The following is a 26,222-nucleotide window of genomic DNA, read 5'->3' on the forward strand; positions in this document are numbered from 1 at the left end:
CCGGGGGTGTCGGAGCCCTCGATCGGGAAGGGCGTGTAGACGAGGGCGGCGGCGAGGTCGGAGTCGGGGAAGCGGCCCTGGAGTTCGCCGAGGCTCTCTCCGGCCTCCAGGGCGTAGCCGGAGAGGTAGACGAGGGCCTGGACGTTGTCCTCGACGCCGGCGACGGTGATGACGGCGCCGCCGTAGGAGTGGCCGACCAGGACGACGGGGCCGTCGATCTGGCGGATGACGGAGGAGACGTAGGCGGCGTCGCCGATGAGGCTGCGGTTGGGTACGGCGGGGGCGACGACGTTCAGGCCGCGCTGGAGCAGACCGGGGATGACGGCGGCGTAGCTGGAGGCGTCGGCGAACGCGCCGTGGACGAGGACGACGGTCGGCTTCTGGGCACGGGACATGGCGGAACTCGATTCTCTTTGGTCCGGTGAAGGCGGTACGCGCCCCTGCGCGGGGGCGGTGGCCGTGGGCCTGAGGAGAACCTAGGACCGGGCGGAGCCGGGACTTTTCTCTGCGCGCCCCGGGGGTGGCCTCTGCGCGCCGCACCGCGGAAGGCAGCCCGGACAGGGAGCCGTCTCCCACCGGGGGCCGATCGGGCCGTGCCGGCCGGAAGAGGACACCGCACCCGCACCGCTGGCAGGAACGCGGGTGGGCCGACACCCCGCGGCCCTGCCGCCGCACTGGACGGAGGACCCGTGCCCCCTCCGGCGGCGGTGCCGTGGCGGTTCCCGCCCGCGGAAGCGGACGCCGTGGCCCGGCACGGGTGCACCTCGCCGCCTCCGCCGCGGGGCGTCCCGTGAAGCGCGCGGTGCGGCCTGTCCCGACGTGCGTGCCGAGCGGCACGGCCGCACCGGCCCTCAGCGACGGCCACCCCGTCGGCCGCTTCGTCGAGACCGGCTCGCTCACCCAGGTCGTCACCGGCACCGCGCCGACCCGCATGGCCGCGTCCGGGGTGCCGGCACTCGACGATCCCTCGGCCGACGACTGCCCGCAGCGCCCAGGACCGGCATCACGCTCCTGCATCCGGCCCGGCACGCTCGTCACGCGTCCGCCCGGCCGGGCGGAGGTCGGCAGACCTGCCGGTCGGGCGGGGGATGGCGCGGTGGGGCGCGGCTATGGCGTCGGGTCGTCGACCTTGAGCTTGGCTCCGGTGTCGGCGACGAAGACGACCAGGAGCCGGGCCCGCCGGGTCTGGCTGGTGTTCTCGGTGAGGACGTGGTGGGCGCCCGGCTCCTCGACCCAGTTCTCGCCCTGGTGGTAGGTGTGCACGGGCTTGCCTCCGAGCCTGCTGCGCACGGTGCCTTCGAGGACGTAGGCGTAGACGAACGCCTGGCCGTGCCGGTGCGGCATCGCGCGGGCGTCGGGCGGGAAGTCGACGATCGCCGAGGTGAACGTCTTGCCCTTCACGTTCGGAAGTGCCTGCTGGAGCAGCGGTGTGAGGGTTTCGGTGGGGCGTGTCGACGCCATGGCCTGAGGGGATGCCGCGGCCGGGGTCGGCCGGACGGCGTGGGCGGGCGGGCCGGTGGTCGAGCAGGCCGTGGCCGTGGCCAGCGTGGCGGCGGCCAGCAGACCGCCGGCGATCCGGGTGCCGATCATGACAGGTCTCCTGTTCGGTCGTCCGTGACGCGGATGATCGTCCTGCCCGGGGCGTGGGTGCCGGGGGCGAACGCGGCGGGGGCCTCGGCGAGCGGCCGCACGGCGCCGACGAGCGGCTTGAGCCGGCCGTCCCTGAGCCGCGCGGCGAGGTCGGTGAGCCGGGCGCGGTCGGGTTCGACGACGAAGAAGACGGCCCGCCCGTCCTTGGGCCGGGTCGTGGGCGGCGCGGCGATGGTGACGAGCGTGCCGCCGGGGCGGACCAGGGCGGCCGAGCGGTCGAGGATGTCGCCGCCGATCACGTCGAACACGACGTCGGCCTCGCCGGCCTCCTCCAGCTTCCCGGCCTCCAGGTCGATGAAGGTGTCGACGCCCAGTGCGAGCGCCCTCTCCCGGGCGGAGGACCGGCCGGTGCCGATGACGCGGGCGCCGGCCTCGCGGGCGAGCTGTACCGCGATCGAGCCGACGCCGCCCGCGGCGCCGTGGATCAGGACGGTCTGGCCCGTGGTGAGCCGGCCGTGGTCGAACAGGCCCTGCCAGGCGGTGAGCCCGGAGATCGGCAGTGCGGCGGCCAGGGTGTGGTCGATGCCGGCGGGCAGCGGGGCGAGGTTGCGGGCCTCCACGGCGGTGTACTCGGCGAGGGTGCCGTCGCGCGCCCAGTCGGCCAGGCCGAACACCCGCTGTCCGACGGTGAGGCCGGTGGTGCCGTACCCCAGCTCCGCGACGACGCCCGAGAGCTCGTGTCCGGGCACGCTCGGCGTCCGGTCGCGGCCGGCGCGATCGGTCCACGTGGCGGGCCAGGCCAGCTCTCCGGGGGTGAAGCCGGCGGCGTGCACCCGCACGATGACGTCGTTCTCGGCGGCGTGCGGGTAGGGCAGCTCCGTCAGGGACATCCCGCCGGTACCGGCGTCACGGTCCCGAACTGTGATGGCTTGCATACAGGTCCTTACGGGCAGGGGCGACGGCCCCCGCGCGGCCCGTTCGGCCGCGCGTTCCTCCGTCGCCCGTCTTGCGTTTCTCATCAGGGAGACGAGGCGGCCCTTCCGGGTGTGACAGCCCGGAGGCGCTCGAGTTTGTCCGGGTTGATGACCCTGCGGTACGCGGTGATCAGACCGTCCGCGACCTCGGCCGTGTCGACGGAGTAGACCCGGCCCTCCCGGTGGAACACGAGGGCGGCTTCCCCACCGACCTCGGCGAGGTCGATGCGGTCCGGGTGCCACCGGCGCCCGGTACGCACCATGACCTGGGCGACGCGCTCACCGCCGTGTATGGGCTTGCGTGCCGCGGAGACCTTGCCGCCGCCGTCGGTGACGTAGACGGCGTCCGGATGGAGGAGCCTGACCAGGCCGGCCAGGTCCCCGGCCTCGTAGGCGGCGCGGAAGGCCGTGAGGACGCGTTCGCGTTCGGTCTTCGACGCCCGCGGCGTGGACTGCCTCGCCCTGGCCACCCGCCGTCGTGCCCGCGAGGCGAGCTGCCGGGCACCCGGCACGGAGACGTCCAGCACATCGGCGATCCGGCCGAACTCCAGGCCGAAGACGTCGTGCAGGACGAAGGCCACCCGCTCCGGAGGGCGCAGCTCCTCCATGATCAGGAGCATCGCCGCGCTGACGGACTCGTCGACGAGGACCGGCTGTGACGCGTCCGCCCCGGTCAGCAGCGGCTCCGGCAGCCAGGGCCCGACATAGGTCTCCCGGCGGAAGCGGGCGCTCCTGAGGATGTCGTACGAGCGTCGCGCGGCGACCGTCACCAGCCAGGCCCGCAGGTCACCGATGTCCCGCAGATCCGCCCCGGCCGCCCGCAGCCACACGTCCTGGGTCACGTCCTCGGCGTCGGCCACACTCCCGAGCAGCCGGTAGGCCGCACCGAAGACGGCGGGCCGGTGCCGCTCCCACTCGGCCGCGAGCCGGTCCTCCTGCCCGAAGCGCCGCTCCCCGGCGGACAAGGGCGTCATGGGGCGGGTGGTTCCGGCGACCGCCGCCGCTGTGGGGATCGCGCCCCCGCGATGGTCTCGCTCATGGCCTGTGAACCTTCCGATGTCGGTGCGCCGCGCACGGACGCCGCGTCCGCCTTCCACACTGCCTGCCACCGCGCGCCCGGCGCCGCCTCCGTCCGGCCGTGAGCCACCCGTATCCGGACCGGTGGCCCGGTCAGCCCCGGACGAATTCCAGCAGGTCGGCGTCGAACCGCTCCGCGAACTCGGGGACCATCGACAGGCCGTGCGGAGCACCCGAGTACACCTTGAGGGTCGCGTCCTCGACGATCCGCGACGACTTCTCGGCGGACGCCACGATGGGGACGATCTGGTCGTCGTCGCCGTGGATGATCAGCGTGGGCACGTCGAACTTCTTCAGGTCCTCGGTGAGGTCGGTCTCGGAGAACGCCTTGACGCAGTCGTGGGCGCCCTTGATGCCCACGGACATGCTCCAGAGCCAGAACTCGTCGCGGGTCCCCTGCGAGACGGTCGATCCCTCGCGGTTGGCGCCGTAGAAGGCGGCGCTGAGGTCCTCGTAGTACTGGGAGCGGTCCGTGAGCACGCCCTTGCGGATCTCGTCGAAGACCTCGACCGGCAGCCCCTCGGGGTTCGCTTCCGTCCTGAGCATCAGCGGGGGGATCGCCCCGAGCAGGAGCGCCTTGGCGACACGGTCCGTTCCGTGCCGGCCGATGTAGCGCGTGACCTCGCCCCCGCCGGTCGAGTGACCGACCAGGACGATGCCGCGGAGGTCCAGGGCCTCGATGACCGCGGCCAGGTCGTCGGCGTACGTGTCGAGGTCGTTCCCGTGCCAGGGCTGGTCCGAGCGTCCGCCCCCGCGCCGGTCGTGGGCCACGGCCCGGAAGCCGTTGTCCGCCGTCAGCTTCAGCTGCGGGTCCCACGCGTCCGCGATCAGTGGCCAGCCGTGGGAGAAGACCACCGGTGGGCCCGACCCCCAGTCCTTGAAATAGATCTGTGTGCCGTCCTTGGCGGTGGCGAAGGCCATGATCGCCCCTCCAGCCTTGTCCGGGGTTCGCGTTTCCCGAGGATCCGGTGCCCGAGCCGCAGGGGCCGTGTCACGCCGCAGGGGGGACGAGGGACGGGTCCGCACAGAAGGCGGCCGATGAGCACGTCGTGGCTCCCACGCTACTCGGGAGCCTCCGCTTCAGCGCGCCGGACGGTCCGCGACGGCCCCGTGCGCGGGACGCCGCCGTTCCCCGCTGCCGTGGCAGGAAGCGGTGCGGGCGCGGCATAGTTGCAGTATGTCCTCGGATAGGGCCGCGAGTTTCCCGGCCGGGGAGCGGGCCGGGGAGCCGGGTGACGTCCTGGCAGTGCTCGGTGCCGGCATGACGGTGTCCGTGTGGACCGGGGCCGCCGAACGCCTCTGGGGCTATGCGGCCGGCCAGGTGCTGCACGGCCCCGCCGAGAGGCTGCTGGCGCCGAGCGACCCGGGAAGTGCCCGTGTCCTCGCCGGCGGCCTCTGGTCGGGGCGGGTGCGCATCCGCCGCCGCGACGGCCGTGAGGCGACCGCGTACCTGCGGATCACTCCTCTCGACGCCGACGGCCGTGCGGGCTGGCTCGTGTGGGGGCCGAGCGCGTACGACCGGCCGGGGCTGGATCCGGCCGCGCTGGACGCGCTCGTCCACCACTCGCCGGTCAGTCTGGCCCTCTGGGACCGGGATGCGCGTTGCGTGTGGTTCAACGACAGCGTGCACCACCAAGATCTCTACGGCTCCGGACCGGAGCTGGGCGGTCACGTCACCGACGTGGTCCGCGCCCGTCACCCGGAGTTTCTGGAACGGGCCATGGCGCGCGTCCTGCGGACCGGCGAACCGCTGCTCGGGCACGAACTGTGGGCGGCCGGGCCCCGCTCGCCCGTCCGTCGCTACCGTGTCGACCTGGTGCGTCTCGACGGGTCCGACGGACGGCCGCTGGGCGTCTGTTCCGTGGCGGTCCAGGCCGGCCCCGGGCAGGAGAGCGGGCCGCTGTGTCTGCTCAATGCCGCGAAGAGCCGCATCGGCACCGACCTTGACCCGCTGGTCACCAGTCAGAGCCTGGCGGAGACGGTGGTGCCCGACCTCGCCGACTACGTCACCATCGACCTCGTCCAGCCCGTGCCGCTGGACAAGGAGCCCCTGAGGCGCCTCAAGCCCACCGGGTCGGGCATCCCCGGCTTCTACCGCGCGGCCGCCGCTTCCATCCACGACGATCTCCGCGAGTCCCTCTGGGCACGCGGAACACCGGTCTACGTCCCGCCGGCGTCCCCGTTCACCACCGTGCTCGACCGTCGCAGGTCCTACTTCGAGCCCGTGCTCGACACCTCCCCCGGCACATGGCTCGACGACGACCCGGACCGGGCCCGGGTCATCCGCCGGACCGGGATGCACTCCCTCATGATCGTCCCCTTGCAGGCCCGCGGCGCGGTGCTCGGCATCGCCGTCTTCGTGCGCAGCGAGAACCCGATCCCGTTCAGCGCGGCGGACCTCGCCCTCGCGGAGGAACTCGCGGCCCGCGCCGCACTGGTCATCGACAACGCCCTGCGCTTCACGCGGGGGCGAACGGCGGCGCTCGCCATACAACGCGACCTGATGCCGCACCACTTGTCGGGGGGCAGCACGGTCGAGGTGGCCACCCGCTACCTGCCCGCGGACACGCACGGCGGCGTCGGCGGCGACTGGTTCGACGTCATACGACTGTCCGACGCCCGCGTTGCCCTGGTCGTGGGGGACGTCGTCGGCCACGGCATCCACGCGGCCGTGACCATGGGACGCCTGCGCGCCACGACCCGTGCGCTGAGCAAGCTGGCCCTGCCGCCGGAGGAGTTGCTCCGGCTCATGGACGAACTCGCCCTCGACGCCGCCCGGGACCACTGCGACGACGGCACCTCGATGCCGTCGACTTTCGGAGCCACCTGCTTCTACGGTGTGTACGACCCGGCGACCCGGCGGTGCACCATGTCCAGTGCCGGCCATCCCCCGCCCGCGATCATCTCCCCCGACGGATCGGTCGACTTCGCCGAGGTACCCCCGGGCGCGCCCATCGGGGTGGGGCTGGGCTCCTACGAGGCGGTCGAGGTGGAGCTGCCGGAACGGAGCGTGGTCGGGCTGTACAGCGACGGCCTGATCGAGACGGACCGCGACATCGACCGCGGGCTGGAGCGGCTGCGCACCGCTCTCGCAGGGCCCGTTTCCAGTCTTGACGAACTGTGCTCCTCGGTCATCGACACCCTGGTCCCCGAGGGACCGGTGGACGACGACATCACCCTCCTGCTGGCCCGCACTCACCCCGCCGCCGGCCGGCGAGGGCCGGCGGGAGCCTGAGGAACACCGCCCGCCCGCGACTCCTCCGGGGTCCTGTGCCGTCTCGCCCTGGTGGCCGGGGTCGCCCCCTCGGCGTGCTGCGTTCCGACGCCCGTTCCCGCGGAGAGTTCCTCGCCCTGACCGGAGCGGCCTCCCGACCGGGGGCATATCGTCCCTTTTGTTATAGATTGCGTGCGCTGATCGGGGTACTCGCGGGACGTCCGGACGTACTACACCCTCCGAAGGTGGAGACCATGACCACTTCCCCCAGGCCGTCCATGGAGACGCACCCCGACATCGTCGACATGCGCCTTCGGCACGAGATGGCCGAGCGCGCCACGAGCACGCCCCAAGGCCAGGCCATCGAGACCATGGCGCTGCTCACCGGTCTGTACCTCGCGGCGTCACCCTGGATCACGGGCTTCAACGGCCTGTCCACCCTGGCGGTGACGAACCTGCTCACCGGTATCGCCTACGCGGTCCTGATGAGCGGCGGATTCGGCCGGGCCTTCGAACGCACCCACAGCATGGCGTGGGCATCCTGTGCCCTCGGCGTGTGGGCGATCATCGCGCCGTGGGTGGTGGCCGGCAACGTCAGCACGACGAAGACGATCGTGAACAACGTCATCGTCGGCGCGCTGGCCCTGCTGCTGGCCCTGGCCGCCAGCGCGGCCGCCCGGGCGGCCGAGTCGTCCGAGGCGCGGCGCGGCATGCCGACGTCGTACGCGCCCGGTCGCGGCTGACGCCGCTTCCGCGTGGACGTACGGCTCGCGGGACCACCGGGCAGGACCCGGTGGTCCCGCGAGCCCGTGCCGGGGGTCTCTCAGGTGTCCCGCTGTTCCTCGCCGGCGCGGCGCAGGACCGTGAGCAGGCCGTCGTGGTCCGCCACGGCTTCCAGGGAGAGCGTGTGGTAGCCGGCCCGGTCGAACAGCACGGTGATGCGGTCCCCCTCCTCGCTGAGCACCGTGCCCTCGCCCCACTTGTCGTGCCGCACCTCGGTCCCGGTCGGGAAGGACGCGGCGGCGGGGTGCGCGGGCCGCTGGTCGCCGCCCGCGCCGTGGTCGGTCCGGGCGGCGGCCTCTTCCTCGCAGATGTCGCAGTTCCCGCACGGGGCCTCGTACGCCTCGCCGAAGTAGCCCAGGAGGAAGTGCCGCCGGCAGCCGGTCGTCTCGGCGAAGGACCGGGCCATGTCCACCCGCGACCGGTCGGTACGGCGGTGGGCCTCGGCCGCCCGTTCGGCTCGCTCCACCGCCCGGGCCGGTGACACGCCCTCGGCCGGGCACACCGCGCCCCCTTCCGCGGTGGCGACGGCTCCGGCCTCCTCCAGGAGGTTGACCGCCGCGGTGACCCGGTTGCGGGACAGCCCCGTCTCCTTGCGCAGTTCCTCCAGGCCGAAGGGGTCCCCGCCGCGCCGGTGCACGGCTTCGGCCACCCGGGACAGGGTCGTGCGGCCCGGGGCCCGGCCCGCGAAATACGACTGCATCCCGGTGTCCCGCGCCCGGTAGTGCAGCACCGCGAGCGCCGGGTGCCCGTCCCGGCCGCAGCGGCCGATCTCCTGGTAATAGGCGTCCAGGGAGCCGGGCAGCGAGGCGTGCAGGACGAACCGCACGTCCTCCTTGTCGATCCCCATGCCGAACGCCGAGGTCGCCACGACGACGTCGGTCCCACCGGCCAGGAAGGCCCGGTGGACGCGGGCGCGTTCGGCGGCGCGCAGCCCGGCGTGGTAAGGATCGGCGGACAGTCCGAGTGCGGCGAGTTCGGCCGCGTAGCGCTCGGTGTCCTTCCTGGTCGCCGCGTAGACGATGCCGGGCTTGGGCTCGGCGGCGGCCCGCTCGACCACGGCCTGCCGGCGCTCGTCCTCGTCGAGGAAGCGGCGGACCTCCAGCCGGATGTTCGGCCGGTCGAATCCGGTGACCATCAGCCGGGGCTCCCGCATGCCCAGACGCTCGGTGATCTCCCGGCGCACGGGCGGGGCGGCGGTCGCGGTCAGCGCCAGCACGGGCGGTCTGCCCACACGGTGCGCGGCCTGTTCCAGGCGCAGGTAGTCGGGGCGGAAGTCGTGGCCCCACGAGGAGACGCACTGGGCCTCGTCCACCACGAACAGCGCCGGGCCCACCCCGGCCAGCGTGTCCACGACGTCGTCCCGGGCGAGCTGTTCCGGGGCCAGGTAGACGAGCCGGGCCCGGCCGGACCGTACGTCCTCCCAGGCCGCCTCGGTCTCCGCCGCGCCCAGGTCCGAGTTGACCGCGACGGCGCCCGGGGCGTCGTCGCCCTCGGGAAGACCCGCGATCTGGTCCCGCTGGAGCGCGAGCAGCGGTGACACCACGACGACCGGGCCGGGCAGCAGCAGCGCCGGCACCTGGTAGACGGCCGACTTGCCGGAGCCCGTCGGCATCACGACCAGGGTGTCGCGGCCCTGAAGGACCCACTCCATGGCCGTGAGCTGCTCCGGCAGGAGGTGCTCCCAGCCGAAGACGTCCGCCGCCGTACGGCGCAGACGCTCGGCCCGGGCCCCGCCTTCGGTTTCCGGCCCCGCGTTCCCGACCATGCGCATCGCTCCCTGGACTCCCTCGGCCCAACGGGTACCCGACGGACCTGGGTGAACCACCTCGTCAGGGGTGAGCGGGGCCGTGCGCGCGGGGGGCGGTGACGGCGCACCGGGCGGCCGGGTCCGCCGGCCGGTCCAGGGTGGCGCGTGCGTGCCGCACCGCCTCGGCGGGGGTCAGCCGCTCACCGCGCGCGAACGCCTCGGCGAAGGCACGCGGGCCGAGGACCGCCCGCGCCGCGGCGGTGACGCGGTCGACGTCGCCGCGCTCGGCGGGCGGCAGGGGTGCGCCCACGCCGCGGCGCGCGGCGTCGGCGGCGCCGAGGAGCATGGCCGCGCAGGTGGCGCCGGACCGGTGTCCGCACCGGGCGGCCGTCCCGGCGAGCCCTTCCAGGGAGAGGGCGAGGGCGCGGGGCTCGTCCAGGGAGCGGGCGATGCGCAGGCCGCGCAGGTGGTGGGCGGCGGACCGGGCGGCGTCGCCGCGGAGTTCGGCGAGGAAGCCGAGTTCGGCGTGCAGGAGGTGGTCACCGGCCGGGGAGGAGACGTCGGCGTGGGCGGCGCGGATGCGCAGCAGGTGCGCCTCGGCCGCGTCCAGGTCGCCGGAGCGCCGCGCGCCGAGGGCCAGGCCCATGTCGGCGTGGATCTCACCGTACTTGTAGCCCTGTTCGACGGCGATCCGGCGGGCCTGCTCGTGCAGTCGGCGGGCGCGGTCGACGTCGTGGGCGAGCAGCGGCAGGCGGCCGAGCCCGGACAGCCGCGCCGACACCTCGGCCTCCAGACGCAACTCCCTGGCGATCTGGAGCCCTTCGTGCTGGCGGTGGGCCGCCCGCGCGTACTCCCCCTTGATCTCGGCGAGCACGGCGAGCGGCGTGACGGTCTGCAACTCGCCCCAGCGGTCGCCCAGTTCGCGGTAGAGGGCACGGCTGCGCCGTCCGTCGCGGGCGACCGCGTCCAGGTCACCGCGGACCAGGGCCAGCGCCGCCCGCAGGCCGAGCGCGGCGGCGACGCCCCACTGCTCGTCCGCCGCCTCGAAACCGGCCAGGGCACGGGCGTTCAGGGCACGGCTGCCGTCCAGATCGCCCACGCTGAACCTGCCGTAGGCGTTCAGCCATAGCGCCCTGGCGCGGCGCGCGGGGTCGGGTACGGCGTCGGCGGCGGGGGTCGCCGTGCGCTCCCCGGTGAGCAGCACGAACGCGCTGTGCAGCAGGGCGAGTTCGGGATCGGGATCACCGGCGGTGGCGGCGAGGACGGCGGCCAGGCCACGGCGGGCCTCGGTGAGCCGGCCGCGCAGCAGCCACCACCAGGCCAGGGAGGTGACCAGCCGTACGGCCTCCGCACGCCGTCCGGCGGCGGCCCGGCGCACCGCCTCGTCCAGGGCGGCGCGCAGATTGCCCGCCTCGGCGTCCAGGCGGGCGAGCCGGTCCCGTTGCCGTGGTCCGCGCAGCCGCCGTTCCGCGCGTTCGGCGAGCGTGAGGTAGTGGCGCAGGTGCCGCTCGCGTACGGCGCTCTCGTCGCCCGTCTCGCGCAGCCGCTCGAGGGCGTAGGCGGCGACCGACTCCAGCAGGCGGTAGCGAGGGCCGGCCGGGCCGGCCGTGACGACGACGAGGGACTTCTCCACGAGCCGGGTGACGAGGTCGAGCACCGCGCCGCCGGGCACGCCCTCCCCCGCGCACACCGCCTCCGCGGCGTCGAGGGTGCAGCCGTCGCCGTGCACGGCGAGACGGCTCAGCACGAGGCGTTCCGGCACGCTGAGCAGTTCCCAGCTCCAGTCGATCATCGCGCGCAGGGTCTGCTGCCGGGCGGGCGCGCCCCGCTGCCCGGAGGTCAGCACCCGGAACCGGTCGTCGAGGCGCGCGGCCAGTTCCCGTACGCCGAGCGCGCGTACGCGGGACGCGGCGAGTTCCAGGGCGAGCGGGATGCCGTCAAGCCGCCGGCAGATCTCGGCCACGACGGCGGGGTCGGCCCCCTGGTCGCGGCCGGTGCCGTCGTCCTCGCCGGTGCCGAGCCGGAACCCGGGCGCGCAGGCGGCGGCCCGCTCGGTGAACAGGCGTACGGCGTCCGGGGTGGGCAGCGGCTCGACCAGGAACACCGTCTCACCGGCCAGGGCGAGCGGTTCCTGGCTGGTGGTGAGGACGCGCAGCCCCGGCGCGCGGTGCAGGAGCGGCGCGACCAGTTCGGCGGCGGAGGCGACGACGTGCTCGCAGTTGTCCAGCACGAGCAGGGTACGGCGGTCGCGCAGGGCGGCGGCCAGCCGGTGCACGGGGGACGCGGTCGTGGTGCCGGTGGCGGGCGGCGCGGAGGGGGCGCCGTCGCGGATGCCGAGGGTCGCGGCGACGATCCCGGCGAGGTCGTCGGGGGTGGCGCCGCGGACACCCGCGAACTCCACGAACCAAACTCCGTCGGGTACGTCCCCGGACGCGAACTCCTGCGCGACGGCCACCGCGAGACGCGTCTTCCCCACGCCGCCGGGCCCGGTGAGGGTGACCAGCCGCTGCCGCGCGAGGAGGGGGACGAGGTCGGCCAGTGCTCGGTCGCGGCCCACGAGGGGGGTGAGGGGGTGGAGGAGGTTGGTGGGGGTGGTGGGGGTGGCAGGGGTGATGGAGCCCTGGGGACCCGGAACGGCGACCGGAGAACCCGGCACGGCGACCGGGGAACCCGCCACGGCGTCCCCGGCCGGCGCCGCGGGGTCGGCGGTCAGCGACGGGTCCTGGCGGAGCATCGCCCGGTGCAGGGCGCTCAGGGCGGGGCCGGGGCAGGCGCCCAGTTCGTCGGCGAGGCGGGTGCGGAGATCCTCGTACGACGCGAGCGCCTCGCCCTGGTGACCCGCGCGGTACAGCGCCCGCATCTGCACCGCGCGCAGGCGCTCCCGCAGCGGATGCCCGGCCACGAGCGCGGCCAGTTCACCGGCGAGGAGCAGGTGGTCCCCCGCCGCCAGCCGGGCCTCGGCCCGCTCCTCCAGCACGGCCAGCCGCTGCTCCGCCAGGCACTCCCGGGCCGCGCGGGCGAACTCCTCGTCGGCGAAGTCGGCGTACGCCGGCCCCCGCCACAGCTCCACCGCCTCGGTGAGCAGTGCCGCCCGCGCCCGCGGGTCCACGGCACGGCGCGCCTCGGTGACGAGCCGGCCGAACCGCTCGGTGTCCACGTCGTCGGCCGGGCCGAGGATCAGCCGGTAGCCGGGCGGCTGCCGTATCAGCCGCTCGCGGCCCACCACCCGGCGCAGTTGGGAGACCTTCGCCTGGAGCGCGCCCGCCGGATTGCCGGGAGGGTGGTCGCCCCACAGGTCGTGGACGAGCCGGTCGGTGGAGACGGGGCCGCCGTCGTGCGCGAGCAGATCCGCCAGCAGCGCCCGCACCTTGGTCTCGGGGACCTGGAGCGGTTCCCCCTCGTCGTCCCACACCGCGAGTGGTCCGAGCACCCCAAACCGCATGCGCACCACCGTACCCGCCCAAGTGCGCTGCCCGGCTGTCCCGTCCGGCTCCGCGACGGTCCCGAAGGATTTCCGAAGCACTCCCGAAGGGCCCGCCCGCACAGTTCCCCGAGACACGGATCCACGAGATACGGAGTGCCCCACCATGACCGCCTCCCCCGACACGGCCGCCCCGTCCGGCAGGGATTCCGGTGCCGCACCGCCGGTGCGGCACGGCGACGGGCGACTGCCGCTGCCGGCGCTGCTCGCCCTCGCCACCGCTGTGTTCCTCACCAGCCTCACCGAGACGCTCCCGGCGGGCCTGCTCCCCGGGATGAGTCACGACCTGGGGGTGAGCGAGTCCGCGACCGGGCAGACGGTCACGGTCTACGCGCTCGGCACGGCGCTCACCGCGCTGCCGCTGACGGCGGCCACCGCCGCCTGGCAGCGCAAGCGCCTGCTGCTCACCGCCGTGGCGGGCTTCGCCGTGGCCAACACGGTCACGGCGGCGTCGTCCGTCTACGGCCTGACGATGGCGGCCCGCTTCCTCGCCGGGGTCGCCGCGGGCCTGGCGTGGTCCCTGCTCGCGGGCTACGCGCGGCGCATGGTGGACGTCCCCCTCCAGGGCCGGGCGATCGCCGTGGCCATGACGGGGATCCCGCTGGCGCTCTCCCTCGGTGTGCCCGCCGGGACCTTCCTCGGCCAGGCCCTCGGCTGGCGCGTGGCGTTCCTGGCGATGTCGGCGCTCACGGTGGTGCTGCTGGCGTGGATCACCGCCGTGGTACCCGACCATCCGGGCCTGCCGCGCGGCGAACGCCCGCGGATGCTGCGGGCGCTGGGGGTCCCGGGCGTGCGCCCGGTGCTCTTCGTCACGCTCGTCTTCGTGCTGGCCCACACGGTGCTGTACGCCTACATCGCCACGTTCCTGAACGGTCTCGGGATGGGCGACGACACCGACCTGGTACTGCTCGCGTTCGGCGTCGCCTCGCTGCTGGGCGTCTGGGTCGTGGGGGCCCGGATCCAGTACCGGCTGCGCTCGTTGACCATCGCGGGCACCGTGCTGGTGGCGGTGGCCGCGGCCTGGCTCGGAGTGCTGGGCGACGGCGGCGCGCCGGTGTACGTCGCCGCCGCGCTGTGGGGGCTGGGCTGGGGCGGGATGCCCACCCTGTTGCAGACCGCCGTCGGGGACGCGGGCGGCGACCGCGCCGACGCGGCGCAGGCGATGCTGGTCACGCTCTGGAACGTGGCCATGGCCGGCGGCGGCGTGCTGGGCGGCGTCCTGCTGGACGCGGCCGGCAGCGGCGCCTTCCCCTGGACCGTGCTGCTGCTCCTGCTGCCCGTGCTCGCCGTGGTCCTCGCCGCGCGCGCCCACGGCTTCCCCTCCCGGCGGCGCGCCGGGTGACACGCGTACGCCGGTGACGGTCCGCGGCCTGACGCGCGGGTCTTCCCGGCCGCTCGCCGATGCCGTCGTCGCGGAGCGGGAGAGCCCCGGTGGCCGTGGCCGCCGGGGCACCGAGCGCGTCGGCCGTCCGTGCGCGTCCGCGAGAGAGGGCCGGACACCAGGCGGCCGGTCGCGCGGCGCCCTCGACACCCCACGCGGCTGACCGTTGTCCACGTTCTCGGCGACGGCAGCGAGCACACCGCACCGGCGGCAGCGTCCTGGACGGGGTCTCGAAGTCGTCGATGACGCACCACTGGCGCGTGCCGCGCGACGCCGGTGTCATCCGGCAGTGCCCTTCGGGCCGGGAGGTCCCGCTGTCGCTGTGCCGCGCCGGCCTCGACCACCGCTACCCCGGCCTGCCGGACGCGATCCTGAACGGCGCGTGCAACGCGCTTGGGACGCGCGGCGGTCGCTCAGGCCGCGTCGTCGGGTATGCCCAGGCCGGTCAGGGCGCCGACCGGGTCGAGGTCCGGGGTGCCGCGGGGCCACCAGTCGTCCTGGCCGGGGTCCGACTCGTAGGCGTACCAGAGGCCGTCGTGCCCGAGGCGCAGCTGGACGTGGCCGCGTGGGTGGGTGAGGCGGTTGCGCCACGGCCGGAACGCCGGCAGGTCGGCGGCGAGCAGCAGCGGGCGGGCCCGGTCGAAGCGTCCGGCCGGCGGGTCCCACGGCTCCTCCAGCGCGGCCAGCCCCGCCGCGCCGCCCTGCCGCCAGGCCGCGACGGCACGCGCGAGATCGGCCGGGGTGCGGTGGGCGGCGTCGGCGAGCGTGGCGTACAGCGTGCGGGTGGCCGCGGTCAGCCCGGAGCCGGGGCGGGCCGCGGCGAGCCGTACCGCGTCCTGCCACAGGGTCAGCTCCCCGACCGGGTCGCGTCCGGTGGCGAGCAGGGCGTGCGCGCGGGCGGCTGCGTCCGTCGCCAGCTGGTCCAGCGCGAAGGGGTCGGGGCCGCCGGGCGCCGACGGGTACACCGGGGGCTGCTCCGGGTGCGGGGGCACCGGCAACGGCGGGGGCGGCGGCGGCAGTTCGCGCGGAGCGAGGGCGTCGGCGGCACGGACGCCCGGCAGCGTCTGCGGCTGCCGTTCCCGGGCGGCGCGGGCGGCCCGGGCGGCACTGCGCCGGGACAGCGCGTCGAGCAGTTCCCTCTCGCCCCGGCCGCGCAGCAGGAGCAGCACGAACGGATCGGCGTCGAGCAGACGGGCCGTCTGGTAGCAGAGGGCCGCTGCGTGCTTGCAGGGGTGACCGGAGTCGGGGCAACTGCACCGGGGGGCGAGGTCACCGGGGCCGGGCAGCAGGGGCACCCCGCAGTCGGCGAGCGACTGGGGCAACTCCTTGTCGAGCAGCGCCGCGATGTGCCCCGGCCGGTCGGCCGCGGCGTCCAGGAACGTCTCCCAGTCCTCGTCCTCCAGTGTCCGCACCCGTACCTGCACGCGGTACGGCCGGGGCCGGCTTCCGCGCACGTACGCCAGCACGAGTCCCGGGGTGACGGTGATCGCGTCCACATGCCCCTGGTCCGCGTAGCCCCGCCCCCGCGCCAGCCGCTTCGCGTCCAGCGCGCCCCGCTCCAGCGCCCCGACCCAGGCGTTGCCCCACCAGGTCCCGGCGAACGGCCCGTCCCCACCGGCGGTTCCACGCGGGGCGAACGCCGGGAACGTACGGCGGAGTTCGGTGTCACGGTGGGGAGCCGCCATGGTCGTCGGCAGCTGCGGGGCGGCCGGGCTGGGCGGGGTGCCGGGGCCGGGGTGCGCGGAAGCGTCGGACGGTCCGGCCGGCGAGGCACCCCCGGCCGGGGTGACCCGAGCGGCCGGCGTCCAACGGGCGAACGGCCCGGCCGGGCCGGGCCGGGCGGCCGCGTGCTCCGAAGGTCCGGGGGTGGACGCCGGGGGTCCGGGCGTGTGACCCGTGGATGCCGGCGCGGACGCGGAAGACGCGGACGCCGACGCCGGGGGCGGCTGCGCGGACGTGGGCGTGGGCACCGAAGGTCCGGGCGTGTGCTCCGAAGACGCGGGCGCGGACGCCGGAGGCAAAGGCGAGGACGCCCAAGGTCCGGGCGTGTGCCCCGACAGCGGGGGCGTCTGCCCTGAAGACGCGGGCGCGGACGCCAGAGGCGGAGGCGAGGACGCCGAAGGTCCGGGCGTGTGCCCCGACGGCGAGGGCGTCTGCTCCGAGGACGCGGACGCCGACGCCCAAGGTGCGGGCGTGTGGTCCGAAGGCGAGGGCGCGGACGTCGGCGCCGACCGGGTCGAGGGGGTGGTCCGGGGCGCCTCCGCGGAAGGGACGGGCCCGGACGGGACGGAGGCCGAGGGCTCCGTCGGGAGGGCAGGGGTCCGCACGGCGGGGACCGGGTCGGACGGATCGGACGCCGGGGGCCGCGGTGCTGACGCCGAGGCCGACGGGGTCGGTCCGGCCGGCATGGGCGGGGCGTGCTCCTCCGGGGCGTGCTCCTCAGCCGCCTCGGGGGTGTCCGACCACGTCGGCATGCGGAAGGCGGTCGCCAGGTAGTCCCGCATGTCCTGGGCTGCCTTGGCCCTGGCGGCCGAGGGCCGCTGCCCCGGTGCGGGCGAGGTGCGCGGCGTCGCGGCAGCGGCACGCGCCGGTGTCCGCCCATCGCTCCGGGGTTCGGCCGCCCGCGCCCGCGACGCCTCCCGCCGGGCCGCCCGCAGCGCCTCCCGGGCGACATCGCCGGGACGCCCGCCCGTGGTACCGGCCGGCCCCGCGTCACCGCCGCCCCGCGCACCGGCAACACCACTCGCACCAACGGCACCGGACTCAACACCGGCAGCACCGGAGCCCGCACCAGCACCAGCCGCATCCGTCCCCCGCCCGTCCTCCGCTCCGGGTTTCGCGGCCTCCTCCTCCCCCTCCGCCACCAGGCCGGCGGCCGTTCGCGGTGCGCCCCGGCCCCGCCGCGTGGCAACGGCGGCCCGCAGAGCCGCGCGTGCCGCATCGCCGGGCCTGGCCCCTGGGGTGCCGGCAGGCCCGGCCGGCCCGTCGTCGCCCGGTTCGCCCTCACCGCCGGACGGTGCCGGCTCACCCGCGCCCTGCCCGGCCCCCGCACCCTGCGCGGCCTCGCCGTCTGCGCCGAGCGACGCGTGCGGGACGCCCCCCGGCTCGCCGTCGCCGTCGGCCGGCAGCCCGCCGCCGGGCCTCGCGCCACCCCCGGAGAGCCCCGCTCGCCCCTCGTCCACCGGCCAGGGCTCGGTTCCGTCCCCGCTCTCCGCGGGAGTCGTCGTCTCCTCGGCGCAGGCCCGTGGCGCCCCGGCCGGTTCGGCGGCCGTTTCCTCCGGGGTGTCCCGCGTCGGTCCCGCCGTCCGCTCCGGCTCGGTCTCCGCGCGTTCGCGGGCCGCGCGGAGGGCCCGGCGGGCGGCGTCGCCAGGGCGGGGCGGGGGCGTCACGAGGTCCTCCGCAGGGAGACGAGGTCGGACAGCTCGCGGTCCGTCAGCTCCGTGAGGGCCGCCTCGCCGGAGCCCAGGATCGCGTCGGCCAGGGCGCGCTTGGACGCGAGCATCTCGGCGATGCGGTCCTCCACCGTGCCCTCGGTGACCAGGCGGTGGACCTGCACCGGCTGGGTCTGGCCGATGCGGTACGCGCGGTCGGTGGCCTGTTCCTCCACGGCCGGGTTCCACCAGCGGTCGAAGTGGACGACATGGCCCGCGCGGGTGAGGTTCAGGCCGGTGCCGGCCGCCTTCAGGGACAGCACCAGCACCGGTGTGCCGCCGTCCTGGAAGCGGTCGACCATGCGTTCGCGTTCCGGCACGGGAGTGCCGCCGTGCAGCAGGTCGACGGGGATCGCGCGGGCGGACAGGTGGGCGGTGAGGAGGCGGGCCATGCCGACGTACTGGGTGAAGACGAGCGCCGAGCCGTCCTCGGCGAGCAGGGTGTCCAGCAGTTCGTCCAGGAGGGCCAGCTTGCCGGAGCGGGCGGCCAGGCGGTCCGGGCGCGGGTCCTCCTTCAGGTAGAGCGCCGGGTGGTCGCAGATCTGCTTCAGGGCGCCGAGGAGCTTCAGCACCAGGCCCCGGCGGGCCATGCCCTGCGCCGTCTCGATGGCCAGCATCGACTCGCGCACCACCGCCTCGTACAGCGCGGCCTGTTCCCGGGTGAGCGGCACCGGGTGGTCCGTCTCCGTCTTCGGCGGCAGCTCGGGCACGATGCCGGGGTCGGACTTCTTGCGGCGCAGCAGGAAGGGGCGGACCAGCCGGGCCAGGCGCCGCACCGCTTCCTCGTCCTCGCCGTTCTCCACCGCCCGCGCGTGCCGGGCGCGGAAGGACTTCAGCGGGCCGAGGAGCCCGGGGGTGGTCCAGTCGAGCAGGGCCCACAGTTCGGAGAGGTTGTTCTCCACGGGGGTGCCGGTCAGCGCCACGCGCGCGGGGGACGGGATCGTGCGCAGTGCCTTGGCGGTGGCCGAGTAGGGGTTCTTCACGTGCTGTGCCTCGTCGGCGACGACCATGCCCCAGGGCTGTTCGGCGAGGCGGGCCGCGGTGGACCGCATGGTGCCGTAGGTGGTGAGGACGAAGCCGCCGTCCACGCCGTCCAGGGTGCGTTCGGGGCCGTGGAAGCGGCGGACCGGGACGCCGGGCGCGAAGCGGGTGATCTCCCGCTGCCAGTTGCCGAGGAGGCTGGCCGGGCAGACGACGAGGGTCGGCTCGGTGCGGGCCCGCTTCAGGTGCAGCGCGATGAGGGTGACGGTCTTCCCGAGGCCCATGTCGTCGGCGAGGCAGCCGCCGAGGCCGAGGGAGGTCATCAGGTCGAGCCAGGCGAGGCCGCGCAGCTGGTAGTCGCGGAGGGTGGCGCGCAGGCCGGGGGGCGGGTCGGCGGGGCGCAGGCCGGCGGTGAGGCGGTCGCGGAGGGTGGCCAGCGCGCCGGCGGGGACGGCCTCGACGGTCTCGCCGTCGACCTCGGCGGTGCCGGTGAGGGCGACGGCGAGCGCGTCGACCGGGTCCAGCAGGCCCAGTTCGCGTGTGCGGGCCTTGCGGACCAGCGCGGGGTCGACCAGCACCCAGCGGTCCCGGAGCCGTACGACCGGGCGGTGGGCCTCGGCCAGGGCGTCCATCTCGGCCTCGTCGAGCGGGTCGCCGCCGAGGGCCAGCTGCCAGCGGAACCGGAGCAGGTCCTCGCTCTCGAAGAAGCCGGTGCCGTCGGTGGCCGAGCCGGGCGCCGGGCGGACGACGGCGGTGGCGGTCAGGTCGCGGGCCAGGTCCCGGGGCCAGTGCACGGCGACCCCGGCGGCGGCGAGGCGGGAGGCGGCCACCCCGAGCAGGTCGCCCACCTCCTCCTCGGACAGCGCGAGCACGTCGGGGACGTCCTGCTCGGCGAGGCGGTCCAGGGGCGGCCACACACGTGCGGCGCGCCGCACGGCGAGGGCCGCGTCGACGCGCGCGCGGGGCCCGAACGCCTCGCCGGCCTCGCCCGCCCACAGGGCCGCGGCGTCGGCCACCAGGGTGGGGTCGGCGAGGCTGTGCACCTGGACGACGGCCGCTCCGGCGGCGCGGGCGCCCGCGTCGGCGGCGGCGTCGAAGACGTCGTACGCGGACAGGTCCAGGCGGAGCGAGATCCGGACGCCCGCGTCCATCCCGGCGGCGACCTCGGCCGCCCACTCGTGGGCCCCGGGCAGGGCCTGGGGCTCAAGGGCGGCGAAGGGCCGGCCGGCGGTGTAGGGGGCCGCCGGCGTGCGCGGCAGGGTGTCGGCGACCGCGTCCAGGAAGGAACGGATCAGGGCCTCGGGTTCGGGCAGCCGGAGCGCGCCCGGGCCGGGGAGGGGGACGGCGTGACCCTCGGGAGGCAGGGCCGCGGCGATGGCGCGCAGGTGGGCGATGTCGCCGGGCTCCAGCGGGCCCGCCCGCCAGGCGTCGTGGCCGGCCGGGGTCAGGCCCGGCAGCAGCCGGCCGCGGGCGACGAGCCGCAGCGCGTGCAGGGCGGCGGCGCTCCAGCAGGCGGTGGCCGGGTGGGCGGCCGGGTCGCGCCGGGCGCCGGCCAGCAGCGGCAGGGCCTCGGTGAGGGGCAGGACCAGCGCGGGCACCTGCCGGCGGCGCACACCGGCGCCGTGCCGCCGTACGACCGTCAGCTCCTCCAGGCCGCCGCCGCTCGCGGTGGGCAGCGGGTCGCCGGCGGGGTCCCAGAAGGCCAGGCGGCCCTGGCGCGGCAGGGGCGCGGGCAGGTAGACGGACGCGAGGCGCACCGGGACCGGGTGCCCGGTCCCCGTCTCCCGGGGACCTGCCGTGCGCTCGGCCACCGCAACCGTGCCGGTCATACGTCCTGCCACCTCCCGCCCGTGTGTCGGATCAGACGTCTCCGACTCTACGGGCGGGGTCTGACAATCGGCTCCGCAGGCGGGTGCCGGCCGTCGTCACGGGACCGTGCGGGAGACCACGAACACCATCGGATACTGCGGGTCGGACAGGTTGACGACCACGTCCTGGGTCGGCGCCGGGTTCTTCTGCGCGTGGGTCAGGCCCCACCAGGGGCCGGTGCCGCCGAAGGTCCAGCCGCTGACCTTCCGGTCGCGTGCGCCGACGGCGATGTCGCCCTTCTCGAGCTGGTCCCGGCGCACGCCCATGGCCTGGAGGAAGCTGTCCAGACCGGCGGGGTTGGTGCGGAACTGCACGTAGAGGCGGCTGGTCTTCCAGTTGTTGGTCTCGTAGTAGGCGATGTCGTCGGCGGGGTGCGGGACGCTCACCTGGTAGAGCCGGCGCTGCACCTTCGACGGCCACCCGGGGGTGAGCCCGGTCGCCGAGTACTTCGCCTCCTTGTCCTTGCCGCTGTCGCGGCTCTGGTTCGCGGAGATCACCAGGTAGCCGGCCGGGACGCCGATCAGCAGCCCGATGATCAGCAGGGTGAGCGCCCGCCGTCTGGCCTTGTGGCGCGGGTCCTCGGCGGGCGGCTGCGGCTCGTCCGGCGGGCCGCCCTGGTGGGGAAGCGACGGCGTCATGCCGTGTCCTGGTCGCGGCGGGCCTGGGCGTACCGCTCGTAGCGCTCGTACCGCTCCACCCGGCGCCGCTTGGCCCTGCGGAACCGGCGGGCGACCAGCCGGGCCAGGTCGGCGGCGCCCACCATGCCCGCCTCGGGGCCGAGCTGGGCGCGGGTGATGCGGGCCTCGGGGCGGTAGCCGCGCCCGGTGAGGTGCCGCTTGAAGGCGTCCCGGGCGGGGCCGATGAGCAGGTCGTCGGCGGCCGAGACGCCACCGCCGATCACGAAGCAGGAGGGGTCAAGGGCGGCGGCGAGGTTGGCGATGCCCACGCCGAGCCACTGGCCGATGTCCTGGAGCAGTTCCACGCACATCGCGTCGCCCTCACGGGCCAGCTCGGTGATCATCGGGCCGGTGATGTCGCCGATGTTGCCCTTGACGTGCTCGATGATGCCGTAGGCGACCGGTGAGTCGGCGGCGGCCAGCTCGCGCGCCTCCCGGACGAGCGCGTTGCCGGAGCTGTACTGCTCCCAGCAGCCGCGGTTGCCGCACGGGCAGCGGTGTCCGCCGGGAACGACCTGCATGTGGCCGAACTCGCCGGCGACCCCGAACTTGCCGCGCTTGACCTGGCCGTCCTCCAGGATGGCGCCGCCGATGCCGGTGCCGAGCGTGATCATCACCAGGTGGTCCTCGCCGCGGCCGGCGCCGAAGCGCCACTCCGCCCAGGCCGCGGTGTTGGCGTCGTTGTCCACGAGGACCGGGACGGACAGGCGGCTGGCGAGGCGGTCGCGCAGCGGTTCGTTGCGCCAGGACAGGTGGGGGGCGAACAGGACGCGGTTGCGGTCTGCGTCGACCCAGCCGGCGGCGCCGATGCCGACCGCGTGCACGTCGTGCCGGTCGGACAGGTCCAGCACCAGTTCGACGATGGTGTCCTCGACGACCTTGGGGCTCTTGGACTTGTCCGGGGTCTCCGTGCGGAGCTTCTCCAGGATGTTGCCGTCGGCGTCCACGACGCCCGCCATGACCTTGGTGCCGCCGATGTCGATGCCGACGGTGGGGACACGGGGTGCGGTCAGATGTGACCGGCGCTCTCGTGTGCCCACGGTGCGCAGGACCGGGGCTCGGCGGGAACCGATGGGGGCGGTGAGGTCGCGGTAGGTGCTCATCGGGCTCGATTGTGCCGCACGCTCACGCCGGGTGCTGCGCGGGGCGGGGGCGGGGGTGCGTGCCGAGCGTCACGGTCCGGAGCGCCGACGCGCGGGGCCGCACCGCGGCACGGCCCCGCGCCCTCACCCCCGCTGCAGTTCGTGGCGCAGAGCGTCCAGGTCGGATCCTCCCGCCATCTGCTGGGTCAGCTCGTCCAGCGTGATGTCGTCCCGTGTGTAATGGCCCACCATCGTGCCCCTCCGCAGCAGCACGAACCTGTCCCCCACCAGGTAGGCGTGGTGCGGGTTGTGGGTGATCAAGACAACGCCCAGGCCCTCGTCCCGTGCCGCCGCCACATATTTGAGGACCACACCGGACTGCTTGACTCCCAGTGCCGCCGTGGGCTCGTCCAGCACCAGGACCTTGGCACCGAAGTGGACCGCCCTGGCGATGGCGACGCATTGGCGCTCGCCACCCGACAGCGTGCCGATGGGCTGGTCGACGTCCCGGAGGTCGATGCCCATGCGGAGCAGCGCCTCGCGGGTGGTGCGGCGCATGAAGTCGGTGTCCAGGCGCTTGAAGGGGCCGGTGCCCTTGCGGGGCTCGGAGCCGAGGAAGAAGTTGCGCCAGACCGGCATGAGGGGGACGACGGCCAGGTCCTGGTAGACCGTGGCGATGCCCCGGTCCAGGGCCTCGCGCGGGGAGGAGAGGGTGGTCTCCTCGCCCTCGACGCGCAGGGTGCCGCCGTCGTGCCGGTGCAGGCCCGCGACGATCTTGATCAGGGTGGACTTGCCGGCGCCGTTGTCGCCGAGGACGCAGGTGATCTCCCCCGCGTGGACCTCCAGCGAGACCCCTTCCAGGGCGCGCACGGTGCCGTAGTGCTTGCTGACGCCGGTCAGCTCGACGAGTGTCACTTGGTGGCCTCCGCGCGTTTGCGGACCCAGGCGTTGAGCAGGGTCGCGAGGAGCAGCATCGCTCCGAGGAAGAACTTGAACCAGTCGGGGTTCCACTCGGCGAAGACGATGCCCTTGCTGGTCATGCCGAACAGCAGCGCGCCGACGGCCGAGCCGACCGCGCTGCCGTGGCCGCCGGTGATCAGGCAGCCGCCGATGACGGCGGCGATGATGTAGATCAGCTCGTTGCCGACGCCTTCGCCGGACTGGACGGCGTCGAAGGAGAAGAGCAGGTGCTGGCCGGAGATCCAGGCGCCGAAGGCGACGCCCATGTAGAGGCCGATCTTGGTCCGGGCGACCGGGACGCCGACCGCGCGGGCCGCGTCCTCGTTGCCGCCGACGGCGAAGATCCAGTTGCCGGTGCGGGTGCGCAGCAGGATCCAGGAGGCGAGGGCGACCAGCCCGACCCACCACAGGATGGTGACCTTGATGCCGACCCCGCCGATGCCGATGGTCGAGGCGAAGACGGCGTGGGCGCTGGAGAAGCCCTCCATGTCGGCGATGGTCTTGGTGGAGACCGTGCCGTCGATCAGCTTGGTGAAGCCGAGGTTCATGCCGGTCAGCATCAGGAAGGTGCCTAGCGTGATGATGAAGCTGGGCAGCCTGGTGCGGGTGAGCATGAAGCCGTTGAAGGCACCGATGGCCAGCGTGACCAGCAGGGACACGCCCACGCCGACCCAGGTGTTCGCCGTCATCTGGTAGCTGAACATCGAGGAGACCAGCGCCGACGACGTCACCAGGACGCCCGCCGAGAGGTCGAACTCGCCGCCGATCATCAGCAGGGCCACGGGTACGGCCATGATCCCGATGGTCGAGGAGGCGTACAGGACCGTGCTGAGGCTGGTGGCGCGCAGGAAGCCGTCGGCGGCGAACGCGAAGAAGACGAAGACGGCGAGGGCGCCGACGACCGAGCCCAGCTCCGGGCGGGTCAGCAGCGTCCGCAGCGGGGAGCTGCCCAGGAGTCCGCCGTCGAGCGGCTTCTCGTCCGTGACCGCGCTCATCGGGTGCCCCGCTCGGTGTACTCCGCGAGGGCGGACGCCTGGTCCTTGGTGATGATCTGGGGGCCGGTCAGCACCGGCCGGCCGCCGCCGAGGACGTCGCCGTTGTACTTGTACAGCCACAGCAGGTCGACGGCCTGGTAGCCCTGGAGGTACGGCTGCTGGTCCACGGCGAAGCCGAGGGTGCCGTCCTTCAGCGAGGCCGCCACCTTGGCGTTGAGGTCGAAGGTGTCGATCTCGGCCTTGCTGCCCGCGTCCGTGCGCGCCTTCACGGCGGTGTCGGCGTAGGGCGCGCCGAGGGTGACGACGGCGTCGATGGACTTGTCGGCCTGGAGCTTGGCCTCGACGGCGGACTGCACGTCGGGCATGTTGGTGCCGTTGACGTACAGCTTGCGCAGCGTGCCGCGGAAGGTCTTGGCGACGCCGTCGCAGCGCTGCTCGTGGCCGACGTTGCCCTGCTCGTGCAGCACGCACAGGGCCTTCTTCTTCCCGCGCTTGTTCAGCTCCTCGCCGACGGCCTCACCGGCGACGGTCTCGTCCTGCCCGATGTGGGTGAGGGCGCCGAAGGCCTTGGACTCCTGGGAGCCGGAGTTCACGGTGATCACCGGGATGCCGGCCTTCTCGGCACGGGCCACGGCCGCCTTCATGGCGTCCGGCTTGGCGAGGGTGACGATGATGCCGTCGACCTTCTTGTCGACGGCCGCGTCCACCAGCTGGGCCTGCTGCTGGGCCTCGTCGTCGTGCGAGTACAGGAAGTTGATGTTGTCCTTGACGGCGGCCTGCTTGGCGCCGCTCTGCACGATGTCCCAGAAGGTGTCGCCATCACCCGAGTGGGTGATCATCGCGAAGGTCCAGCGCGGGGTGTCCACCGCTGCCCTGCCCTGGGCGGCGGCGGCCTTGCGGGCGTCCTCCGCCCGCTTGCCGCCGGTGCTGCTGCATGCCGCCAGGGACACGGAGAGTGCCCCCGCCAGCGCTATGCCTACCCAGGTCCGAAACCGTGCCACGAGGCCGTGCCCTTCTTGCCGTGTTCGTACAGACGCAAGGGGCCGTCGATCGCGTCAGCGGCCCCAAACACTCCAGTATCGAACACGGGGAACACCCGTGACATGACCGGGGAGCCCCCACGGGTCGCATTGTCCGGACATTGCGACGAAGGCGGCCGGTCGCTCAGGGGCGTACGAGGAGCTGGAACTCGAAGGAGTAGCGGCTCGGGCGGTAGGTGTGGTCGCCGAACTCCACCGCGCGGCCGGTGTCGTCGAAGGTGGTGCGCTGCATGGTGAGCAGCGGGGCCCCCTCGGCCTCGCCGAGCCGCTCGGCCTCGGCGGCCGTCGCACCCCGGGCCCCGATGGACTGGCGGGCACTGTGCAGGGTGATCCCGGCGGCGCGCATCAGCCGGTACAGACCGGTGGCCTCCAGCTGGTCCGTGTCCAGGTCGAGCAGGCCGGGCGGCAGGTGGTTGATCAGGTACGCCATCGGCTCGCCGTGCGCGAGGCGCAGCCGCTCGATGCGGTGCACGTCACCGCCCTCCGCGACACCGAGCGCCGCGGCGACCGCGGCGGAGGCGGGGACGACCGTGTTGACCAGGACCTTCGTCGCGGGGCGCTGACCGGCCGCCTCCAGGTCGTCGTACAGGCTGCTCAGTTCCAGCGGGCGCTTGACCTGGCTGTGCACGACCTGGGTGCCCACACCCCGGCGCCGCACGAGGAGGCCCTTGTCGACGAGGGACTGGATGGCCTGGCGGACGGTCGGCCGGGACAGCCCGAGCCGTGCGGCCAGCTCGATCTCGTTGCCCAGCAGGCTGCCCGGGGTGAGGCTGCCGTGCTCGATGGCGGCCTCCAGCTGCTGGGAGAGCTGGAAGTACAGCGGCACCGGGGAGCTACGGTCCACGCGGAGGTCGAGCGACACGGTCGGGTCCACATCTGGTTTCGGCACGGGCCCGAGCGTAGCCCTGTGCCCGGTTGACGGGAAGTCGTTTAGTCCGGT

Annotated in this window: 18 protein-coding genes; 3 read left to right on the forward strand and 15 right to left on the reverse strand. The window is 74.7% G+C overall.

What is annotated here, in order from left to right; translation table 11 throughout:
- The 5 genes from AB0947_RS00005 to AB0947_RS00025 all read right to left on the reverse strand — a co-directional run.
- Positions 1–395, reverse strand: a 395-nt coding sequence (locus AB0947_RS00005; RefSeq protein WP_366747983.1) for an alpha/beta hydrolase, incomplete at its 3' end; no start/stop codon positions are given.
- 712 nt (positions 396–1,107) lie between these two features.
- On the reverse strand, positions 1,108–1,590 hold the full coding sequence (locus tag AB0947_RS00010; protein ID WP_366747984.1) for a cupin domain-containing protein: 483 nt from the start codon (positions 1,588–1,590) through the stop codon (positions 1,108–1,110).
- Positions 1,587–2,525, reverse strand: coding sequence for an NADP-dependent oxidoreductase (locus AB0947_RS00015; RefSeq protein ID WP_366747985.1), 939 nt, complete (start codon positions 2,523–2,525; stop codon positions 1,587–1,589). The genes AB0947_RS00010 and AB0947_RS00015 overlap by 4 nt, the downstream gene beginning before the upstream one ends.
- 83 nt (positions 2,526–2,608) lie before the next feature.
- Entirely contained in the window at positions 2,609–3,538 is a 930-nt protein-coding gene (gene sigJ / locus AB0947_RS00020; protein ID WP_366747986.1) for an RNA polymerase sigma factor SigJ, read from the reverse strand.
- Between the two features lie 196 nt (positions 3,539–3,734).
- Positions 3,735–4,562, reverse strand: coding sequence for an alpha/beta hydrolase (locus tag AB0947_RS00025; protein WP_366747987.1), 828 nt, complete (start codon positions 4,560–4,562; stop codon positions 3,735–3,737).
- 256 nt (positions 4,563–4,818) lie between these two features.
- On the opposite strand from AB0947_RS00025, the gene AB0947_RS00030 reads away from it, so the two are divergent.
- Together AB0947_RS00030 and AB0947_RS00035 are read left to right on the forward strand one after the other, a co-directional pair.
- Positions 4,819–6,876: a SpoIIE family protein phosphatase gene (locus tag AB0947_RS00030; protein ID WP_366747988.1), complete on the forward strand. Its 2,058-nt coding sequence runs from the start codon at positions 4,819–4,821 to the stop codon at positions 6,874–6,876.
- Between the two features lie 233 nt (positions 6,877–7,109).
- Positions 7,110–7,598 (forward strand): SPW repeat protein, encoded by a 489-nt coding sequence (locus AB0947_RS00035; RefSeq protein WP_366747989.1) that lies wholly within the window; start codon positions 7,110–7,112, stop codon positions 7,596–7,598.
- An 80-nt stretch (positions 7,599–7,678) separates the two neighbouring features.
- Here AB0947_RS00035 and AB0947_RS00040 read toward each other — a convergent pair whose 3' ends face one another.
- Both AB0947_RS00040 and AB0947_RS00045 read right to left on the reverse strand, forming a co-directional pair.
- Positions 7,679–9,403 (reverse strand): RecQ family ATP-dependent DNA helicase, encoded by a 1,725-nt coding sequence (locus AB0947_RS00040; protein ID WP_366748423.1) that lies wholly within the window; start codon positions 9,401–9,403, stop codon positions 7,679–7,681.
- A 64-nt stretch (positions 9,404–9,467) separates the two neighbouring features.
- Positions 9,468–12,827: a BTAD domain-containing putative transcriptional regulator gene (locus tag AB0947_RS00045; RefSeq protein ID WP_366747990.1), complete on the reverse strand. Its 3,360-nt coding sequence runs from the start codon at positions 12,825–12,827 to the stop codon at positions 9,468–9,470.
- A 145-nt stretch (positions 12,828–12,972) separates the two neighbouring features.
- Between AB0947_RS00045 and AB0947_RS00050 the strand changes: the two genes are divergently transcribed.
- Positions 12,973–14,208, forward strand: coding sequence for an MFS transporter (locus AB0947_RS00050; protein ID WP_366747991.1), 1,236 nt, complete (start codon positions 12,973–12,975; stop codon positions 14,206–14,208).
- A 452-nt stretch (positions 14,209–14,660) separates the two neighbouring features.
- Here the strand turns inward: AB0947_RS00050 and AB0947_RS00055 are convergent, their stop codons facing one another.
- The 8 genes from AB0947_RS00055 to AB0947_RS00090 form a co-directional block, all read right to left on the reverse strand.
- Entirely contained in the window at positions 14,661–16,655 is a 1,995-nt protein-coding gene (locus tag AB0947_RS00055; RefSeq protein WP_366748424.1) for an SWIM zinc finger family protein, read from the reverse strand.
- 977 nt (positions 16,656–17,632) lie between these two features.
- Positions 17,633–20,488, reverse strand: coding sequence for an SNF2-related protein (locus AB0947_RS00060; protein ID WP_366747992.1), 2,856 nt, complete (start codon positions 20,486–20,488; stop codon positions 17,633–17,635).
- A gap of 96 nt (positions 20,489–20,584) precedes the next feature.
- A complete protein-coding gene (locus AB0947_RS00065; RefSeq protein WP_366747993.1) occupies positions 20,585–21,166 on the reverse strand; it encodes a sugar kinase in 582 nt (193 codons plus the stop codon).
- Positions 21,163–22,308 carry an ROK family glucokinase gene (locus AB0947_RS00070; RefSeq protein WP_030645554.1) on the reverse strand — a complete coding sequence of 382 codons (1,146 nt, stop codon included), beginning with the start codon at positions 22,306–22,308 and terminating at the stop codon, positions 21,163–21,165. Before AB0947_RS00070 ends, AB0947_RS00065 begins: the two co-directional genes overlap by 4 nt.
- A 123-nt stretch (positions 22,309–22,431) precedes the next feature.
- Positions 22,432–23,202, reverse strand: coding sequence for an ATP-binding cassette domain-containing protein (locus tag AB0947_RS00075; protein ID WP_366747994.1), 771 nt, complete (start codon positions 23,200–23,202; stop codon positions 22,432–22,434).
- A complete protein-coding gene (locus AB0947_RS00080) occupies positions 23,199–24,242 on the reverse strand; it encodes an ABC transporter permease (protein WP_366747995.1) in 1,044 nt (347 codons plus the stop codon). Before AB0947_RS00080 ends, AB0947_RS00075 begins: the two co-directional genes overlap by 4 nt.
- Positions 24,239–25,243, reverse strand: coding sequence for a sugar ABC transporter substrate-binding protein (locus AB0947_RS00085; protein ID WP_366747996.1), 1,005 nt, complete (start codon positions 25,241–25,243; stop codon positions 24,239–24,241). The genes AB0947_RS00080 and AB0947_RS00085 overlap by 4 nt, the downstream gene beginning before the upstream one ends.
- Positions 25,244–25,406: 163 nt before the next feature.
- Positions 25,407–26,144, reverse strand: coding sequence for a GntR family transcriptional regulator (locus AB0947_RS00090; protein WP_366748425.1), 738 nt, complete (start codon positions 26,142–26,144; stop codon positions 25,407–25,409).
- Positions 26,145–26,222: the final 78 nt, after the last annotated feature.

The organism is Streptomyces sp. NPDC047841 (genome assembly GCF_040704085.1).
In the GTDB taxonomy this organism is placed as follows: domain Bacteria; phylum Actinomycetota; class Actinomycetes; order Streptomycetales; family Streptomycetaceae; genus Streptomyces; species Streptomyces argyrophylli.

Bases quoted from the DNA above. Each gene is read 5' to 3' on its own strand.
- AB0947_RS00010 (WP_366747984.1), bottom strand. From the start codon at position 1,590: ATGATCGGCACCCGGATCGCCGGCGGTCTGCTGGCCGCCGCCACGCTG.
- AB0947_RS00015 (WP_366747985.1), bottom strand. From the start codon at position 2,525: ATGCAAGCCATCACAGTTCGGGACCGTGACGCCGGTACCGGCGGGATG.
- sigJ (WP_366747986.1), bottom strand. From the start codon at position 3,538: ATGACGCCCTTGTCCGCCGGGGAGCGGCGCTTCGGGCAGGAGGACCGG.
- AB0947_RS00025 (WP_366747987.1), bottom strand. From the start codon at position 4,562: ATGGCCTTCGCCACCGCCAAGGACGGCACACAGATCTATTTCAAGGAC.
- AB0947_RS00030 (WP_366747988.1), top strand. From the start codon at position 4,819: ATGTCCTCGGATAGGGCCGCGAGTTTCCCGGCCGGGGAGCGGGCCGGG.
- AB0947_RS00035 (WP_366747989.1), top strand. From the start codon at position 7,110: ATGACCACTTCCCCCAGGCCGTCCATGGAGACGCACCCCGACATCGTC.
- AB0947_RS00040 (WP_366748423.1), bottom strand. From the start codon at position 9,403: ATGGTCGGGAACGCGGGGCCGGAAACCGAAGGCGGGGCCCGGGCCGAG.
- AB0947_RS00045 (WP_366747990.1), bottom strand. From the start codon at position 12,827: ATGCGGTTTGGGGTGCTCGGACCACTCGCGGTGTGGGACGACGAGGGG.
- AB0947_RS00050 (WP_366747991.1), top strand. From the start codon at position 12,973: ATGACCGCCTCCCCCGACACGGCCGCCCCGTCCGGCAGGGATTCCGGT.
- AB0947_RS00055 (WP_366748424.1), bottom strand. From the start codon at position 16,655: ATGCCGGCCGGACCGACCCCGTCGGCCTCGGCGTCAGCACCGCGGCCC.
- AB0947_RS00060 (WP_366747992.1), bottom strand. From the start codon at position 20,488: ATGACCGGCACGGTTGCGGTGGCCGAGCGCACGGCAGGTCCCCGGGAG.
- AB0947_RS00065 (WP_366747993.1), bottom strand. From the start codon at position 21,166: ATGACGCCGTCGCTTCCCCACCAGGGCGGCCCGCCGGACGAGCCGCAG.
- AB0947_RS00070 (WP_030645554.1), bottom strand. From the start codon at position 22,308: ATGAGCACCTACCGCGACCTCACCGCCCCCATCGGTTCCCGCCGAGCC.
- AB0947_RS00080 (WP_366747995.1), bottom strand. From the start codon at position 24,242: ATGAGCGCGGTCACGGACGAGAAGCCGCTCGACGGCGGACTCCTGGGC.